This is a genomic window from Phreatobacter sp. GW821-FHT04C01 (genome assembly GCF_059420385.1).
The window spans coordinates 106055-122016 of the sequence record NZ_JBWKTP010000010.1 but is presented as its reverse complement, the minus strand read 5'-3'; the positions used below and the strand labels follow the sequence as shown (position 1 = coordinate 122016).

Genomic DNA, 15962 nt, shown 5'->3' with positions numbered 1-15962 from the left:
CGCGTCCTTCAATTCGACGGCCGGATGGAATTCGCGCGGCATGGGTGCCAGCGCATCTGGTAGCCCTGCTCGCCTCGGCGGCCGTAGCACCAGTTCAGTTCGGCGAGGCGCTGGCCATAACCCTGGCGCCGGTCGCAGGCGAAGCGCGTTGCCGGGGCATCGCCGCTGCCACCGCGGCAAAGCGTGTTGGCTTCGGTCCACAGCTTGATGAGGCTGCGCGCGTCACCGCGCTGATCAGCCAAAGCCCCGCTCGCAAAACCGAGGCACAGGATGGATGCCGCGGTGGCCGCGGCGGCGTTCGTTGAAACCATCACGCCAGCGCCTCCGCCAGCGCCGCGACGAAGGCCGCGCGGTCCTCGTCGGTGTTCACTTCGGTATTGGCGACGATGATCAGGTCCTTCTCGGCCCTGTCGGTCGGCCAAAGCCGGGAGGCCGGCACACCGGCCAGCACACCCTTCTTGGCCATCGCCTCGACGACCTTGGCCGCGTCGCCGGCGACACGGACCGTGAACTCGTTGAAGAAGCTCTTGTTGAGCACTTCGACGCCCTTCACGCCATCAAGACGGTCGGCGAGATCGCAGGCATTGGCGTGATTGACGGCGGCGAGCCGCTTCAGCCCGGCCTCGCCCAAGAGCGTCATGTGAATGGTGAAGGCGAGACACATCAGGCCGGAATTGGTGCAGATGTTGGACGTCGCCTTCTCGCGGCGGATGTGCTGCTCGCGGGTCGACAGGGTCAGCACGAAGCCGCGCCGTCCCTCGGCATCGACGGTCTCGCCGCACAGGCGGCCGGGCATCTGCCTGATATATTTGGACTTGGCGGCGAACAGCCCGACATAGGGCCCACCGAAATTGAGACCGACACCGATCGACTGGCCCTCGGCCACCACGATGTCCGCGCCCATGGCGCCGGGCGAGGTAAGCGCGCCCAGCGACACCACCTCGGTGACCACGGCGATCAGCAGCGCACCGGCCGCCTGGGCCTTTTCGGCGATGGCCTTCAGGTCGTGCAGATTGCCGAAGACGTCGGGGGTCTGAATGACCACGCAGGAGGTCTCGGCGTCGATGGCGGCCGCCACCGCCTTCAGGTCGGCACCGGCATCCGCGGCATTGGCCGGCAGGGCGACGATCGTGTCGGAAGCCATGCGCGACACGGTCTCGATCACGTCGCGGTAATGCGGGTGCAGGTTGCCGGCCAGCACCGCCTTGTTGCGGCGGGTGACGCGGTGGGCCATCAAGACGGCTTCGGCGGCGCCCGTCGAGCCATCATACATCGAGGCATTGGCCACTTCCATGCCGGTGAGCAGCGCCACCTGGGTCTGGAACTCGAACAGATATTGCAGCGTGCCCTGGGCGATTTCCGGCTGGTAGGGCGTATAGCTGGTCAGGAATTCCGAGCGCTGGATCAGGTGATCGACGCTCGCCGGCACATGGTGCTTGTAGGCACCGGCGCCGACGAAGAAAGGTCCGGCGGAAGCCGGCACGTTCTTGGCGGCGAGTGCGCCCATGATCCGCTCGACCTCGATCTCGCCCTTGGTCGTCGGCAGATCGGCCAAGCCGGTCATCAGCTTGCCCTTGGGAACATTGGCGAAGAGGTCGTCGACCGAAGCGACGCCGATCTTGGCGAGCATGTCGGCACGGTCGTCTGGTGTCAGCGGCAGGTAGCGCATGAGGCTCAAGTCCAGTTCAGGCGAGGATCGGGTCGGAGGCCTCGATCACGATCTCGGCGAGCACCGAATTCGCGAGGAAGCATTCCTCATGGGAGCGATGATGCAGGTGGTCGATATCGGCACGATCAGGCAGCTTGTCGCCGGAGAAGGTCACGGCCGGACGCAAGGTGACGGCGGAGACGAACAGCTTGCCCTTGGCGTTCTTGGTCATCACGCCCTCGGCCCTGTCGTCATAACTGTCGACACGGAAGCCCTGGGCCGCGGCAAAGGACAGGAAGAACAGCATGTGGCAGGACGACAGGGCCGCGACCAGCGCCTCCTCCGGATCGACCGCATCCAGCTTGGAATAAGGCGGGCGCACGCTCGACGGTGCCGATGAGGCCGGCACCGTCACGCCACCGTCGAAACGCCAGAGATGGCCGCGCGAATAGCGGTTGTCGGTGAAGACGGCGCCATCACGGGTCCAGCTGACATCGGCGGTGTAGGAATGCGCCACGGCGCGCGCCCTCAGGAAATCGAGGCGACGAAGGCCTGGTAGGCGGCCTCGTCCATCAGCTCGTCGAGCTCGCCGGGATTGGCGATCTTCAGCTTGACGAACCAGCCTTTGCCGGCGGGATCCTCGTTGACCGTGCCGGGCGCGCCCTCGAGTTCGGCATTGACCGCAATCACCTCGCCGCCGACCGGCGCATAGATGTCGGAGGCCGCCTTGACGCTTTCGACCACGGCGGCGCCGTCACCCTTGGCGACCTTGCGGCCGAGCTCGGGCAGCTCGACGAAAACGACGTCGCCGAGCTGCTGCTGGGCATAGTCGGAAATGCCGATGGTGCCAGTGTCACCCTCGACGCTGATATATTCATGGTCCTTGGTGTAGCGGATATTGGCCATGGCGAGCTCCTCTGAAACCTTGTTGTGAGGCACGTTCCCGATCGGGGCCGGATCCGGCCCGATCTCGAAAATGCTATCCGCGGAAATAGCGATGCGGCGCGAAGGGCATGGTCACCACCTTGGCCGGCAGGTCCTTGCCGCGCACCTCCAGCAGCACCGGCGTGCCCGGCTCGGCGAAGCGGCTGTTGACATAGCCCATGGCGACCGGACCGTTGACGCTGGGGCCAAAGCCGCCCGAGGTCACCGTGCCGATGGCCGCTCCGTCGGCGGCCTTGATCGTGGCGCCTTCGCGCGCCGGCGCGCGGCCGTCGGGCAGGATGCCGACCCGCCGGCGCGACGGGCCCTCGGCAAGCTCCTTCTGGATCCGCGCGGCGCCGGGGAAACCGCCCTCGACGCGGCGGCGCTTCTGGATCGACCAGTTGAGACCGGCCTCGACCGGCGAGGTTCCGGTGTCGATGTCATGGCCGTAGAGGCAAAGGCCGGCTTCCAGCCGCAGGCTGTCGCGCGCACCGAGCCCGATCGGCTTGACCCGTGCGTCGGACAGGAGCTTGCGCCAGATCGCCGGCGCATCCTTGGCCTCGATGCACAGCTCGAAGCCGTCCTCGCCGGTATAACCGGAGCGCGAGGCATGGACGAACATGCCGTCGAGCTTGGTCTCGACGAAGGTCATGAACGGGGTCGCGGCGATGCCGGGGATCAACACGTCGAGGACATCGGCGGCCTTCGGGCCCTGCAGCGCGATCAGCGCCAGGCTCGCATCCGGCTTCAAGGTCACGCCCGCGGGCAGGCGCGGTGCGATATGGGCGAAGTCCTGGTCCTTGCAGCCGGCATTGACCACCAGATAGGCCCAGCCCTCGTGACCGGCATAGGCCGAGCGGGTGATCATCAGGTCGTCGAGAATGCCGCCATCCTCGGCGGTCAGCTGGCTGTAGCGCTGCTGGCCCGGCTTCAGGTTGAGGATATCGGCGGGCACCAGGGCCTCGATCGCCTTGGCGGTCGCCTCCCAGGTCGGGCCGACCACGAAGGCCTGGCCCATATGGCTGACGTCGAACAGGCCGGCCTCGCTGCGCGTCCAATTGTGCTCGGTCAGCACGCCGGTCGGATATTGCACCGGCATGTCGTAGCCGGCGAAGGGCACCATCTTGGCGCCTGCCTCGACATGCAGCTGATGAAGCGGGGTCTTGTGCAGCGGCCCGGAAAGGGGATCGGCCATGGTCATCCTGCATCGGCGCGTGAGCAGGCCCGGGGCAAGCCCCGAACACACTCGAAACGCGGGCTTGTCGCCCGCTCGCGCCCCTCTGTCGCAGGACCTGAGAGATTCACCGGGGCCCAAAGGGCCAGGGTCCTGACCGGGACCCTATCGGCTTACTCCGTCGGTGGGCCGCGTTTGGACGCGCGGCCGCTTTCCAGAATGCCAATCCCCCGGCGGTCCTTTTTGCCTGAGAGGTTCCGGGGCCGTTGCTCCTTCGGCGCCGGGAGATCTCGCATTTAAAGACCACCCGGACTCTCCCGCCGGGCTCATATGGCACGTCTCCCGAATGACGGCATCAAGCGGCGAAGTCAAGGCGAGCTTGTGGGCAACGGCGCCCGGAAAGGACGCGGCCGCCGACCAGGCCAGCAGGAAAACCTGCCGCGAGCCCGATGGTTCGTGCCGGATCGGCCCCGGATCAGCGCGCCTGGCGCGCCTGGCGGCCCCGTCCCCGCTGTTGCGGCTGCGCCATCGTGTCGAAACCGACAAAGATGACATAGGTCTGCAGTTCCTCCGGCTGCGGCAGCGGGAAGGTCACCTGATCCTCGATCTGGGTGAAGGCGACATTCGGCGAATTGGCCGGCACGTCGATCGGCACATTGTAGAGCCGGGTCCAGACCGACTGCGACAGGCCGCGCGTCACCGCCAGCCGGATCGGCAAGGTCAGGCGCGCATTGCCCTCGGCCTTCGGACCGGTCAGCACGCGTCCCTCGATACCGACCTTGACGATCATGGTCTGGCCCTCGATGCGGCATTCGCGGGCAAGATCCGTGATGGTCGCCTGGTAACGCAGCTCGGTCGGGCCCTCGCCGCCCTGACGCCAGACGTTGGAGCCGTCGCGCACCTCGATGCGGGGGCAGAGATTTTCCTGCAGCGTCTGCGGCCCGGCCGGCACGGGCTGGCCGAACAGCGCGTTGTGCACCGGCGAGCCGACACCTGGCGCCGGTTGGGCCGCCTGCTGGGCCTGGCTGCCGCCGAACAAATTGCCCGCACTGGTGCCGCAACCGGCGAGACCGGCGGAGAGGCCAGAGAGAAGCGCGACACGGGCCAAAGCCCGACCCGTCATACCGAATGTGCGCAGCACGCCATGATCCTTAAGAAGCCCTTGCGATCGGTGCTTATAGCAAAGGCTCTCGGGCGGAACCAAGGCCTGTGCGTGCCGCCATCGCAACCGCGGTTCATCGCCTTTGCTGATGGACTTTCGTCGCGAATTTCATGAGAAGGGCGACGGCCCGGGCGTTATGCTCGGGGCTTGTCCACCAGAGCACGCGCCCTCCATGTCGTCATCTCTTCTCGCCTCGCTCCGCCCCGAAGCCACGGGCGCGCCTGCCAGCGGCATTGTCGAACTGTCGAAATATGCCCGCACCGCCGGCGACGTGATCCAGTTGTGGGTCGGCGAGGGCGATATGCCGACACCCGCCTTCATTTGCGAAGCGGCGACGCGCTCCCTCGCCGCCGGCGAGACCACCTATACGTGGCAGCGCGGCATTCCTGAGCTGAGGCAGGCCATCGCGACCTATGCCTCCAATCTCTACGGCCGCGAGCTGCCGGCGGAGCGCTTCTTCGTTTGCGGCTCGGGCATGCAGGCGATCCAGATCGCCATGACCATGGTGGCCGGACAAGGCGACGAGGTGATCATCCCCTCGCCCACCTGGCCGAACGCGCCGGCGGCGGCCGGGCTGCGCGGCGCGGTTCCCGTGCTGGTCGAACTGACCCATGGCAATCGCGGCTGGCAAATGGACCTCGACCGGATCGCCGATGCGATCACGCCCCGGACCAAGGCCTTGTTCATCAACACGCCGTCGAACCCGACCGGCTGGACCGCCACGCGCGAGGAACTCGCCGCGATCCTGGCGCTCGCCCGCAAGCACGGCCTGTGGATCATCGCCGACGAAATCTATACTCGCTTCGTCTGGACCGGCGAGGCCAGGCGCGCGCCGTCGTTCCACGACGTGCGCGAGGATGGCGACCGGATCCTCTGGGTCAACACTTTCTCGAAGAACTGGGCGATGACCGGCTGGCGCATGGGCTGGGTCGAGGCGGATCCGGCGCTCGGCGACGTCATCGAGAACCTGATCCAATATTCGACATCGGGCTCGCCGCAGTTCATTCAGCGCGCCGGCGTCGCGGCGCTGGAGCGCGGCGAGAGCTTTGTCGAGCACCAGATCGCCAAGGCGCGCAAGGCCCGCGAGATCGTCTCGGCGGCGATCGAACAGACCGGCCGATGCCATTTCTCACGCCCCGACGGCGCCTTCTATCTGTTCTTCGGCGTCGAGGGGATGACCGATTCGATGGCCGGCGCGATGAAGCTCGTCGACCTCGCCAAGGTTGGCCTTGCCCCGGGCGCGGCCTTCGGCAGCGGCGGCGAAGGCCATTTGCGGCTGTGTTACCTGCGCTCACCGGAGCAGATCGAGATCGCCGCCGAACGTCTCGGCAAGGCGATCAAGCAGCTCTGATTGCGCGTCGGCACGGCCGCAAAAGCCTCACAACGCCAACAAATCCCACAAATTGAACGGCCAGCGGCAACAAAGCAGGCAGATTCATCCTTGCACTAGGGATTTGTCCGTAGCATCTTCTACGGAGGAGGCGTTCCGGCGGGTCCGCCCGGCCCCGCCGCCTCCGGATGGCCGTCTCGTGGCATGTCGCCCGGCCGGGACTCGGTGCATCGTCGATTTGGCGCATCGTCCTGAGGAGGACGCCCATCGAGCAGATCCTGAAAGCCTCGCTGACGGTCTCGGAAGCCCGCCTTTCCAGCGTGCTCGACATTGCCGTCGACGGCATCATCGTGATCGACGAAAGCGCGACGATCCTGGTCTTCAACAAGGCCTGCGAGACGCTGTTCGGCTGGACCGCGCCGGAAGCCATCGGCCGCGGCATTGCCATGATCATCGCGCCCGAGGAAGCGGCGGGCGGAGAAGCCACCGCGCGCGACGGAGCGATCGAGCAATATCTGGGCAGCGGCCGCGAAGTGCACGGCCGACACCGCGACGGCACGATCTTTCCGGTCGAGCTGTCGGTCGCCGAGGCCGGCACCCCGGATGGGCGCCAATTCATCGGCATCCTGCGCGACCTCAGGCCGCGCAAGGAGACCGAAGAGCGGCTCAACCAATTGCAGACCCAACTGCTGCACATGGCCCGCGTCTCGGCGATGGACGAAATGGGCGCGGCGCTCGCCCACGAATTGAACCAGCCGCTGACCGCCGTGATGCTCTACCTCCAGGCCGTCGGGCGAACCCACGCCAAGGCGGTCGACGCCCACAGCAATGGCGAGATCGCAGCGCATTTCGACGAGACCGTCCGGTCCATTCTCGACAAGGCGCTGCGCGAGGCCGAACGTGCCGGCAACATCATCCGGCGGATGCGCGACTTCGTCGAGAAGCGCGAACCGGAGCGGCACCTGGTGGATCTCAACCCGCTGGTCGAGGACGCGGTCGAATTGACCCTGCTCGGCTATCGGCCGGGAACACGGGTGGTGCGCAACCTGCGCGACCGGCTGCCGCCGGTGCTGGTCGACGCCGTGCAGATCCAGCAGATCGTGGTCAATCTGGTGCGCAATGCCCTGGAAGCCGTGCGCGGCGGCGACCATGCCCGCATCTGGATCGAGACCCAGGCCAAGGACGGCACGATCCGTTTTTCGGTGCGCGACAGCGGTCCGGGCGTGCCGGGCGACGCCCTGCCGAACCTGTTCAAGGCCTTCGCCAGTACGAAGAGAACCGGACTGGGTCTCGGCCTTGCGATTTCCCGCACGATCGCTCAAAACCATGGAGGGGACTTGACCGTCGACCCCGGAGGCAATGGGCGAGGCGCTTGCTTCTCGCTGGTTCTTCCGTCGGCGGCTCGGACGGTGCCGCCGCCAGGCGGGCCGGCCGCCGGGAACACCCCCCATGATGGGATGCGGTAAGCCATGGCGAATGCGCCCAAAGATATTTTCGTGGTCGATGACGATCCGGCGGTCCGCGACGCGCTGAGCGTCGTGCTGTCGATCGAGGGCTTCGCGGTGTCGGGCTTCGCCGACGGCGCCACATTCATCGCGGCGACGCGCGGCCAGACCCCGGCCTGCGTCATTCTCGACGTGCACATGCCCGGCCGGTCCGGCCTCGACATCCTGAAGGAACTCAACGCCCACCACTATCCGGCGCCGATCTTCATCATCTCGGGCCAGGGCGACATTCCCATGGCGGTCGACGCGATCAAGCACGGCGCCCTCGATTTCATCGAGAAGCCGTTCGATGCGGACACCGTGGTGTCGCGGGTGCGCGAAGCCATCGACACCACCGAACGCCGCGCCGCCGCCCCGTCGGCGGCGACCTTGCGGGCCAATTTCCCCGGCACCGATCTCTTGACGCCACGCGAGCGCGAGGTGCTGAGCCAGATCGCGGCAGGTGCCTCCAACAAGGAGGCGGGCCGCCATCTCGGCATCAGCCCGCGCACCATCGAGGTCCACCGGGCCCGCATCATGGAAAAGCTCGGCGCCAAGAATGCCGCCGACCTCGTACGCATCGTGCTGACCGAGGCGCGGGCAACCGCCTGACAAAGCGGATCTCGCCTCCCCCGCCAGGGCGAGGCGTGCTCCCCCGGCTGGGCCGCCGATCACGATTGCGTGTGGAATCGCCTTGGGCCGCCTGCCCGCCGTATCGTCGCGTTAGTTTGGAGCTGATCCAATCTCTCCGGCGAGGCCGCCATGCTGACGCTCGACATCAACGGTCGCTCCTTCCAGATCGATGCCGATCCGGACATGCCCCTGCTCTGGGCGATCCGTGACCATGCCGATCTGACCGGCACCAAGTTCGGCTGCGGCCAGGCGCTGTGCGGCGCCTGCACCGTGCATGTCGACGGCCAGGCGACCCGCTCCTGTTCCCTGGCCGCGGGCGACGCACAAGGCCGCAAGATCACCACCATCGAGGGCATCGAGGGCAAGGTCGCCGAGGCGGTCCAGGCCTCCTGGCGCAAGCTCGACGTCGTGCAATGCGGCTACTGTCAATCCGGCCAGATCATGAGCGCCATCGCGCTCCTGACGGAGAACAAGGCCCCCAGCGAAACCGATATCGAGCTGGCCATGGATGGCAATATCTGCCGATGCGGCACCTATGTGCGCATCAAGGCCGCCATCCAGGATGCCGCCCGGGCTTTGGCATGAGCAAGATGGGGCCCGAGACCATGACCATCGGCAACAGCACGACACACACGAAGACCCAATCGGTCCTCACCCCGGCCGCCGCGAAGCGCGCCTTCGCCGCCACCCGCCGGTCGTTTCTCGCCGGTGCCGGCGGCGCGCTGATCGTCGCCGCCCTGCTCGGCCCGGATGAGGCGGCCGCCGCCGAGGCGTGCCAGTTCAGCAATGTCCCGGCCAATCCCAATGCCTTCATCAAGATCGGCGCCGACAATACGGTGACCGTGCTGGTCAAGCACCTGGACATGGGCCAGGGCTGCGCCACCGGGCTGACCACCATCGTCGCCGACGAACTCGATGCCGACTGGAGCCAGATGCGAGCGGCCTTCGCGCCGGCCGATCACCGGCTCTACAACAATTTCGCCTTCGGTCCGGTCCAGGGCATTGGCGGCTCGACCTCGATCGCCAATTCCTGGACGCAGTTGCGCCTGGCCGGCGCGGCCGCCCGCCAGATGCTGGTCACCGCTGCCGCCGCCGACTGGAACGTCGCCGCGACCGAAATCAAGATCGAGCGCGGGGTGGTCCGCCACGGCACCCGCCAGGCGACATTCGGCGAGCTCGCGACCCGCGCCGCGACCATGGCGGTGCCGGCCAATCCGACACCGAAGGAGCCGCGGGACTGGGTGTTCATCGGCAAGGACAAATCGGTCGGCCGCATCGACACCATGGCCAAGACCTCCGGCCGCACTGTGTTCTCGCTCGACATGCGCCGTCCGGGCATGCTGACGGCGGTCGTTGCCCACGCGCCGAAATTCGGCGCCCGGCTCACGTCCTTCGACGCGACCGAAACACGCAAGGTGAAAGGCGTCGTCGACGTCGTGGAAATCCCGACCGGGGTCGCCGTGGTGGCGCGCGACACCTGGTCGGCGATCAAGGGCCGGCGGGCCTTGAAGACCACCTGGAATTTCGGCGCGGCCGAGACCCGCTCCTCCGACGAGATCATGGCCGGGTTCAAGCGGCTGGCGACGCAGACCGGCCTGACCGCCGGCCGGCGCGGCGATGCCGACAGGGCCCTCAGGGGCGCGATCCGGGTGATCGAGGCCGAATTCGAATTTCCCTATCTCGCCCATGCCGCGATGGAGCCGATGAACGGCACCATCGAACGGCGCGCCGACGGTGTCATCGAGGCCTGGGCCGGCTTCCAGATGCAGACGCTGGAACAGGCGACGATCGCGGCGATCTGCGGCGTGTCGTCGGCCCAGGTCCATCTCAACACGCTCTATGCCGGCGGCTCGTTCGGCCGGCGGGCCACGGCGGCCTGCGACTACGTCTCGGAAATGACCCATATCCTCAAGGCGACCGCTTTCCGCACGCCGATCCACCTGGTCTGGACCCGCGAGGACGACATGACCGGCGGCTTCTACCGGCCGATGGTCTATCACCGCGTCCGCGCCGGTCTGGACAGCCAGGGCCGTATCGCCGGCTGGGACCATCGCATCGTCGGCAAGTCGATCATGATCGGCACGCCGATGGAATCCATGCTGGTGGCCAATGGCGTCGACCGGACGACGGTCGAGGGCGCCAGCGACACGCGCTATTCGATCGACAGCCTGCATGTCACGGTCAGCAATGGCCGCGAGGGCGTGCCGGTGCTGTGGTGGCGCTCGGTCGGCCATACCCACACGGCGCAGGCGACCGAGGTGATGATCGACGAACTGGCGCGAGCCGCCGGCCAGGATCCCCTCGCCTATCGCCTGAGCTATCTCGACAAGGCGCCGCGCCATGCGGCCGTGCTGAAGCTTGCCGCCGACAAGGCCGGCTGGGGTCAGCCGATGGCGCCCGGCAAGGGGCGCGGCATCGCGGTCCACGAGAGCTTCAATACCCATGTCGCCATGGTCGCCGAGGTGACGGTGACGGGCACGGCGATCAAGGTCGACCGGATCGTCGCCGCCATCGATTGCGGCATCGCGGTCAATCCGGATGTCGTCCGCGCCCAGATCGAAGGCGCCGTCGGCTTTGCGCTGTCATCCGTGCTGCGCAACCGCATCACGCTGAAGGACGGCGAAGTCCAGGAGAAGAATTTCGACGGATTCGAGCCGACCCGCATGTCGGAAATGCCCAAGGTCGAGGTGCATGTCATGCCCTCGATGATGTGCCCGACCGGTGCCGGCGAACCCGGCGTGCCGGTCCTGGCGCCGGCCATCACCAATGCGGTGTCGGCGGCGACCGGCAAGCCGATGCGCTCGCTGCCGCTGGATCTGACCCAGACGGGTGGGGCCTAGGACCGCGGCGCGGTGATCATGACTGGCTGATTTTGAAGTAAACAAGTCGTGGATGGCCGGGACAAGCCCGGCCAAGACGAGAATTGTCCTTGGAGCGACGCGTACTGGATCGACCGGACGCAGGGCCGCCGCAGTCCAGCAGAGGATGAGGTCAACGCATCGTCTTGCCCGGGCTTGTCTCGGGCACCCACGACTTGTTTGGCCTAAAGTCAGCCCACGATAATCAATTGGGGCGCGCATCGTTGCATTATCCGCGACGCGCCCCTGCCAGGGCGCCTCAGGCGCCGTCCTTCGAGCCCCCCTGGTAACGTGCCACAAGCTCCTCGGCGAAAGCCGATTGGCTGACGAGGCGTGTGCCGCCGAGCCGGATTTCCGAGACCTCTCCTTGCCCGTCGCGCAAGCGTGCCACCGGCTCGCCCGGGCTGAAGAAGCCCGATGCGCGGATCACCTTGCCGGCATCGCGGCCGGAGATCTCGATCTCGCTCACCTCGGCCAAAGGCGGAGTGAGCGCCGCGGGCGACGCGAAGACCTTGCCGCCGATCGGCACGAGGTCGACCGCACCCCACAACATCCACCAGCGTCCCGCCCAATCGGCGAGTTTCTCATCGGGAGCGCCGCCCGCGTGGAACGCCTTCAGGATCTGGGCAATACCGTCGACCCAGAGCTGGGCCGGCCCGTCAATGGCATTGGTCAGCACCGATATCGCCAGGCCTTGCGCCGGGAAGACGGCGGTGCGGCTGAGCGTTCCGGGAAACGAGCCGGAATGGCCGAACCAGTCCCAGCCCTTGAGCGTGCCGGATATGGTGCCCAGCCCATAATATCGCTCCAGCGCCGATTCACTGTCCTGCCAATGGCGGCGTGTCATCTCACGCCGGCTGAGCGGCGACAGCAGGCCCGCTTCCGACATCGGCGAGAGCTGTGAGAAAAAGCGGACGAGATCGCCGGCGGTCGAGACGAAGCCGGTGGCGGAAGCGACGTCATTGGTCACGTTGTCGCCGGGAATGACCAGGCGGCGGCCAAGCGGAAGACGCGTGGAATGTCCGCGGGCGAGCGTCCCGCCGGCCATGAGGCCGATATCGGCGGAGGTCTCGGAGAGATCCGCCGACCGGACGATCTCGCGGGTGATCCAGGTGGTGTAGGGCTCGTCGGTCACCGCCTCGATGACGAGGCCGAGCAATCCATAGCCATGATTGGAATATTTGAAGCGCTCGGCGGCCCCATAGGGTGGTGCGAGGGTCAGGTCGGCCTTGAGCTCGGCCGTCGACAGGAAGGGCCTGTGATTGGTGAACTGGCCGGAATCCGCGCCGTCCCGGACCAAGCCGCCGCTGTGCGAGAGCAGCTGCTGGACCGTAACCGAAGCGATATCCGGGTGCAGCCCGGGCACAAAGCCGCCGACGGCATCGTCGAGGCGCAGAAGGCCCTGGTCCTTCAGCTTCAGGATACCGGCGGCCGTGAAGGTCTTCGAGTGGGATGCAACGCGGAAGCGATGGCGCGGCGTCAGCGCCTCGCCGGTGGAAAGATCGGCGACGCCGAAGGCCGCCTCCAGCACCACCTCACCCTGGTGCGCAACCGCGATGGCACAGCCGGGCTGGACGAAGTGCTGCAGCTGATAGTCGATCCAGCGCGGGACGTAGTCGAGCCCGGCCTTGAGCCATCCATCCATGAAACGGGCCTCTCCGATTGCCTTGTCGCACTCTGCTCAGGGCATGTTAGGTCATGGCCAGGCATCGGCGCACGCGGTTTCAGGTCGCGCGGCGCCCGACGCAGGGAAGACCTCCGGGAGGCGCACGGCAGGTTGCCGCCTCGCGCGTCGCGCCTGGAGTGTCAGCCCTTCCGGCTGACGCTTGCCTGTTCAAAGGTCGCCATGCCCGTGTGCACGGCGATGGCGTTCTTGACGATGCCGCAGGCAAGTGCCGCGCCCGAGGCTTCGCCGAGGCGCATGCCGAAATCGAACAGCGGCCGCTTGGCGATGCGCTCCAGCACGCGGCCGTGGGCCGGCTCTGCCGAACGATGCGCCGCCATGCAGTGATCGAGGCTCGACGGTTCGAGCGCATGCAGGATGGCCGCCGCCGCCGTCACCACATAGCCGTCCAGCAGCACCGGAATGCGCTGCAGCCTGGCCGCCAGAATGGCGCCGGCCAGCGCCGCGATGTCGCGGCCGCCGACCCGGCGCAGCACTTCGAGCGGATCCGCCAGGTGATCCCGGTTGCGCTGGACCGCGCGGCCCACCGCGTCAGCCTTGCGTTTCAGGCCCTCGCCGTCGACGCCCGTGCCGGGACCGACCCAATCCTCGGGCCGGCCGCCATAGAGCGCGTGATAGACCGCCGCCGCGACGGTGGTGTTGCCGATGCCCATCTCGCCGAGGCAAAGCAGATCGGTGCCGCCGGCGATCGCCTCCATGCCGAAGGCAATGGTCGCGGCGCAGCCCGGTTCGTCCATCGCATCGTCGGTGGTGATGTCGGGCGTGGGCACTTCGATGGCGAGATCGAACACTTTCAGGCCGATATCATTGGCGACGCAGAGCTGGTTGATGGCCGCGCCGCCGGCCGCAAAGTTCTCCAGCATCTGGCGGTTGACGCTGTCGGGAAAAGCCGAGACGCCTTGCTTTGTGACGCCATGGGCGGTCGCGAAGATCGCCACCAGCGGCCGGTCGATCCTGGGTTTCGGATTGGCGCTCCAGGCCGCCACCCATTCGACGATCTCCTCGAGCCGGCCAAGCGAACCCGCCGGCTTGGTCAGCTCGGCATCCCGCGCCCTCACGGCGGCGATCGCCGCGGCGTCGGCCTCCGGCAGGTGAGCCAGAAGATCCCTGATGTCGTCGAAGGGAAGGCCCGACGGATTGTGGGGCGGCAAGGCCATGGCATGGATCCCGGATTGGCAGGCGGCGGCGAACCGGCGGAGCGGTAGCAGGCTCTGCGTGTCCAAGACAAGCTGGCGAATGCGCCCATCTTTGCCTATGGCTTCGGCAACTTCGTCCAAGGCCAGCCCATGACCGATCCGAAACTCTGGCGCGACACCGTCCAGGCACTGCGCTTCTTCTCGCGCCTGCCACTGCCGGCGCTCCCCGGCGAGACCGATCCGCACGGCTTGCCCGACTTTGCCGAACTGGCCCGCGTGGTGCCGCTGGTGGGCTTGGTGCTCGGCGGCCTCACCGGCTTGGTGCTCTTGCCGGCGAGCCTGCTCTGGCCGCCCATGATCGCGGCATTGCTCTGTGTCGGCGCCGGCATCGTCATGACCGGCGCCTTTCACGAGGACGGGCTGGCCGATACTGCCGACAGCTTCGGCGGCATGACGGTCGAGCGCCGCCTCGACATCATGAAGGACAGCCGCATCGGCACGTTCGGGGCGGCGGCGCTGATCATCGGCCTGATGCTCAAGGCGACGACAATAGCCGGCCTGGTCACCGCCGCCGGCGCCGGCCGCACGGCACTGGCGCTGGCCGCTGCAGGCGCCGTCTCGCGCATGGCCGCCATGGCGCTTGCCGTGTATCTGCCCGCCGCCCGGCCCGACGGCGCGGCCTATGCCACCGGCACGCCTTCACCGGCAGCCTGGCAAGCCGGCTGCGTGACCGCGCTGGCGCTCAGCTGCCTGGCCTGGCCGGTCGCCGGCTTCTTCGGGACCATGCTCGGGCTCGGTGTCGTGGTCGTCGTGGCCGCCGGCGCGGTCCAATTCGCCCGCCGCCATGTCGGCGGGCAGACCGGCGACATCGCGGGTGCGACCCAGCAGTGCACGGAGATTGCCGTTCTGCTGGTATGGCTTATCTTTGCCTGAGCCATGCTGGAACCCGTGATGCGTGCATCCTCGATCGAGACGCCCTGTGTGCAGATCTGCGTGATCCACCCGACCGCGCGGATTTGCGAGGGCTGTGGCCGCACGCTCGCCGAAATCGGCGGCTGGATGTCCCTGAGCGCCGATCAGCGATGCCAGGTGATGGCGGCCCTGCCGGCCCGGTTGGCCCAATTGGCGAGCGCCTCATGAATTCACGCATCCTGCTCTGGATCCTGCTCGGCGCGGTTGGCCTGGCGGTGGTCGTGGTCGCCATCCGTTCCAACGGCATCGAGGCCGGCACGCTGGATGCCGGCGACTATGCTTCGATGATCGGCCTGACCATCCTGGCCACCCTGTCGGGTGCCAGCGTCATGGGCATGTTTCGCGGCCGCGGCGGCGATGCGGTGCAGGCGGCCATCGCCTGGCTCGCCATCTTCGCCTTTCTCGGCGTGATCTACACCTATCGCTTCGAGTTCGAATCGGTCGGCCGCCGGGTCCTCGGCAACCTCGTGCCCGGGCTCGGTTCCGAAGGCGTCACCGGCGCCCTCGAAGTGACCGTGCCGCAAGGCCGCGGCGGCACGTTTTCCGTGCGGGTCGCGATCAACGGCGCGCGCGCCACGCCGATGCTGGTGGATACCGGCGCCTCGTCGCTCGTGCTGACCGATGCCGACGCCCGGCGCGCCGGCATCCAGGTCGACCGCCTGTCGTTCAACATCCCGGTCTCGACCGCCAATGGCCAGGCAATGACCGCCGCCACCACGCTCGACACGGTGGCGGTCGGCCCGATCGTCGCACGGCAGGTGCGGGCTCTCGTCGCCCGGCCCGAAGCGTTGAGCTCGAGCCTGCTGGGCCACACGTTTCTCGACCGCCTCGACGGCTACGAGGTGCGCGGCGGACGGATGATCCTCCGCGGCAAGGAATAGCAACAGAACGGCGCTACCGATCTCGCCGGACTTGCCGGAAGCAAGCGCCGGAGAGCATGGTCGCGCCGCCGATCGA

The 15962-nt window shown here is 67.4% G+C and carries 16 protein-coding genes and 2 riboswitches; of the genes, 8 read left to right on the top strand and 8 right to left on the bottom strand.

From position 1 onward, the window contains the following. Nucleotides 1-8: 8 nt before the first annotated feature. From AC07WJ_RS29695 to AC07WJ_RS29670, 6 genes are all read right to left on the bottom strand, one after another. A complete protein-coding gene (locus AC07WJ_RS29695; RefSeq protein WP_494938319.1) occupies nt 9-314 on the bottom strand; it encodes a hypothetical protein in 306 nt (101 codons plus the stop codon). Then, nucleotides 311-1669 carry an aminomethyl-transferring glycine dehydrogenase subunit GcvPA gene (gcvPA, locus tag AC07WJ_RS29690; RefSeq protein WP_494938491.1) on the bottom strand — a complete coding sequence of 453 codons (1359 nt, stop codon included), beginning with the start codon at nt 1667-1669 and terminating at the stop codon, nt 311-313. Before gcvPA ends, AC07WJ_RS29695 begins: the two co-directional genes overlap by 4 nt. A gap of 16 nt (nt 1670-1685) precedes the next feature. Further along, the gene (locus AC07WJ_RS29685; RefSeq protein WP_494938318.1) at nt 1686-2165 is read right to left on the bottom strand and encodes an OsmC family protein; all 480 of its coding nucleotides are present in this window, start codon (nt 2163-2165) and stop codon (nt 1686-1688) included. Nucleotides 2166-2176: 11 nt separating this feature from the next. Next, nucleotides 2177-2554, bottom strand: coding sequence for a glycine cleavage system protein GcvH (gene gcvH / locus AC07WJ_RS29680; RefSeq protein WP_494938317.1), 378 nt, complete (start codon nt 2552-2554; stop codon nt 2177-2179). Nucleotides 2555-2627: 73 nt separating this feature from the next. Next, nucleotides 2628-3773, bottom strand: a complete 1146-nt coding sequence (gene gcvT, locus AC07WJ_RS29675; protein WP_494938316.1) for a glycine cleavage system aminomethyltransferase GcvT — start codon at nt 3771-3773, stop codon at nt 2628-2630. A gap of 69 nt (nt 3774-3842) precedes the next feature. Beyond that, nucleotides 3843-3970: riboswitch (glycine riboswitch) on the bottom strand. Next, nucleotides 3971-4076: riboswitch (glycine riboswitch) on the bottom strand. 145 nt (nt 4077-4221) lie between these two features. Continuing rightward, nucleotides 4222-4887, bottom strand: coding sequence for a hypothetical protein (locus AC07WJ_RS29670; protein ID WP_494938315.1), 666 nt, complete (start codon nt 4885-4887; stop codon nt 4222-4224). A gap of 193 nt (nt 4888-5080) precedes the next feature. Here AC07WJ_RS29670 and AC07WJ_RS29665 point away from each other — a divergent pair, with 193 nt between their 5' ends. The 5 genes from AC07WJ_RS29665 to AC07WJ_RS29645 all read left to right on the top strand — a co-directional run bounded on the left by AC07WJ_RS29665 (nt 5081) and on the right by AC07WJ_RS29645 (nt 11195). Then, nucleotides 5081-6259, top strand: coding sequence for a pyridoxal phosphate-dependent aminotransferase (locus AC07WJ_RS29665; protein ID WP_494938314.1), 1179 nt, complete (start codon nt 5081-5083; stop codon nt 6257-6259). 167 nt (nt 6260-6426) lie between these two features. Further along, nucleotides 6427-7704: a sensor histidine kinase gene (locus AC07WJ_RS29660; protein WP_494938313.1), complete on the top strand. Its 1278-nt coding sequence runs from the start codon at nt 6427-6429 to the stop codon at nt 7702-7704. A gap of 3 nt (nt 7705-7707) precedes the next feature. Continuing rightward, complete coding sequence (locus tag AC07WJ_RS29655; RefSeq protein ID WP_494938312.1) at nt 7708-8334, top strand: response regulator transcription factor; 627 nt, start codon at nt 7708-7710, stop codon at nt 8332-8334. 150 nt (nt 8335-8484) lie between these two features. After that, entirely contained in the window at nt 8485-8940 is a 456-nt protein-coding gene (locus AC07WJ_RS29650; protein WP_494938311.1) for a (2Fe-2S)-binding protein, read from the top strand. Between the two features lie 5 nt (nt 8941-8945). Then, nucleotides 8946-11195: a xanthine dehydrogenase family protein molybdopterin-binding subunit gene (locus AC07WJ_RS29645; protein WP_494938490.1), complete on the top strand. Its 2250-nt coding sequence runs from the start codon at nt 8946-8948 to the stop codon at nt 11193-11195. Between the two features lie 277 nt (nt 11196-11472). Here the strand turns inward: AC07WJ_RS29645 and AC07WJ_RS29640 are convergent, their stop codons facing one another. Then, the gene (locus AC07WJ_RS29640; protein ID WP_494938310.1) at nt 11473-12858 is read right to left on the bottom strand and encodes a serine hydrolase domain-containing protein; all 1386 of its coding nucleotides are present in this window, start codon (nt 12856-12858) and stop codon (nt 11473-11475) included. Between the two features lie 161 nt (nt 12859-13019). Then, a complete protein-coding gene (gene cobT / locus AC07WJ_RS29635; protein ID WP_494938309.1) occupies nt 13020-14054 on the bottom strand; it encodes a nicotinate-nucleotide--dimethylbenzimidazole phosphoribosyltransferase in 1035 nt (344 codons plus the stop codon). Between the two features lie 129 nt (nt 14055-14183). On the opposite strand from cobT, the gene AC07WJ_RS29630 reads away from it, so the two are divergent. Genes AC07WJ_RS29630 through AC07WJ_RS29620 form a run of 3 tightly spaced genes read left to right on the top strand, consistent with a single transcriptional unit; the run spans nt 14184 to nt 15886 of the window. After that, nucleotides 14184-14966 carry an adenosylcobinamide-GDP ribazoletransferase gene (locus tag AC07WJ_RS29630; protein ID WP_494938308.1) on the top strand — a complete coding sequence of 261 codons (783 nt, stop codon included), beginning with the start codon at nt 14184-14186 and terminating at the stop codon, nt 14964-14966. Between the two features lie 18 nt (nt 14967-14984). After that, the gene (locus AC07WJ_RS29625) at nt 14985-15173 is read left to right on the top strand and encodes a DUF1289 domain-containing protein (protein ID WP_494938307.1); all 189 of its coding nucleotides are present in this window, start codon (nt 14985-14987) and stop codon (nt 15171-15173) included. Continuing rightward, on the top strand, nt 15170-15886 hold the full coding sequence (locus AC07WJ_RS29620) for a retropepsin-like aspartic protease family protein (RefSeq protein ID WP_494938306.1): 717 nt from the start codon (nt 15170-15172) through the stop codon (nt 15884-15886). Before AC07WJ_RS29625 ends, AC07WJ_RS29620 begins: the two co-directional genes overlap by 4 nt. Nucleotides 15887-15962 lie beyond the last annotated feature (76 nt).

Excerpts from the sequence above, each read along its gene's own strand:
- cobT (WP_494938309.1), bottom strand. The coding sequence starts at position 14,054 with ATGGCCTTGCCGCCCCACAATCCGTCGGGCCTTCCCTTCGACGACATC.
- gcvH (WP_494938317.1), bottom strand. The coding sequence starts at position 2,554 with ATGGCCAATATCCGCTACACCAAGGACCATGAATATATCAGCGTCGAG.
- gcvPA (WP_494938491.1), bottom strand. The coding sequence starts at position 1,669 with ATGCGCTACCTGCCGCTGACACCAGACGACCGTGCCGACATGCTCGCC.
- AC07WJ_RS29660 (WP_494938313.1), top strand. The coding sequence starts at position 6,427 with ATGGCCGTCTCGTGGCATGTCGCCCGGCCGGGACTCGGTGCATCGTCG.
- AC07WJ_RS29645 (WP_494938490.1), top strand. The coding sequence starts at position 8,946 with ATGGGGCCCGAGACCATGACCATCGGCAACAGCACGACACACACGAAG.
- AC07WJ_RS29620 (WP_494938306.1), top strand. The coding sequence starts at position 15,170 with ATGAATTCACGCATCCTGCTCTGGATCCTGCTCGGCGCGGTTGGCCTG.
- gcvT (WP_494938316.1), bottom strand. The coding sequence starts at position 3,773 with ATGACCATGGCCGATCCCCTTTCCGGGCCGCTGCACAAGACCCCGCTT.
- AC07WJ_RS29640 (WP_494938310.1), bottom strand. The coding sequence starts at position 12,858 with ATGGATGGATGGCTCAAGGCCGGGCTCGACTACGTCCCGCGCTGGATC.
- AC07WJ_RS29655 (WP_494938312.1), top strand. The coding sequence starts at position 7,708 with ATGGCGAATGCGCCCAAAGATATTTTCGTGGTCGATGACGATCCGGCG.
- AC07WJ_RS29625 (WP_494938307.1), top strand. The coding sequence starts at position 14,985 with ATGCGTGCATCCTCGATCGAGACGCCCTGTGTGCAGATCTGCGTGATC.
- AC07WJ_RS29665 (WP_494938314.1), top strand. The coding sequence starts at position 5,081 with ATGTCGTCATCTCTTCTCGCCTCGCTCCGCCCCGAAGCCACGGGCGCG.
- AC07WJ_RS29630 (WP_494938308.1), top strand. The coding sequence starts at position 14,184 with ATGACCGATCCGAAACTCTGGCGCGACACCGTCCAGGCACTGCGCTTC.
- AC07WJ_RS29650 (WP_494938311.1), top strand. The coding sequence starts at position 8,485 with ATGCTGACGCTCGACATCAACGGTCGCTCCTTCCAGATCGATGCCGAT.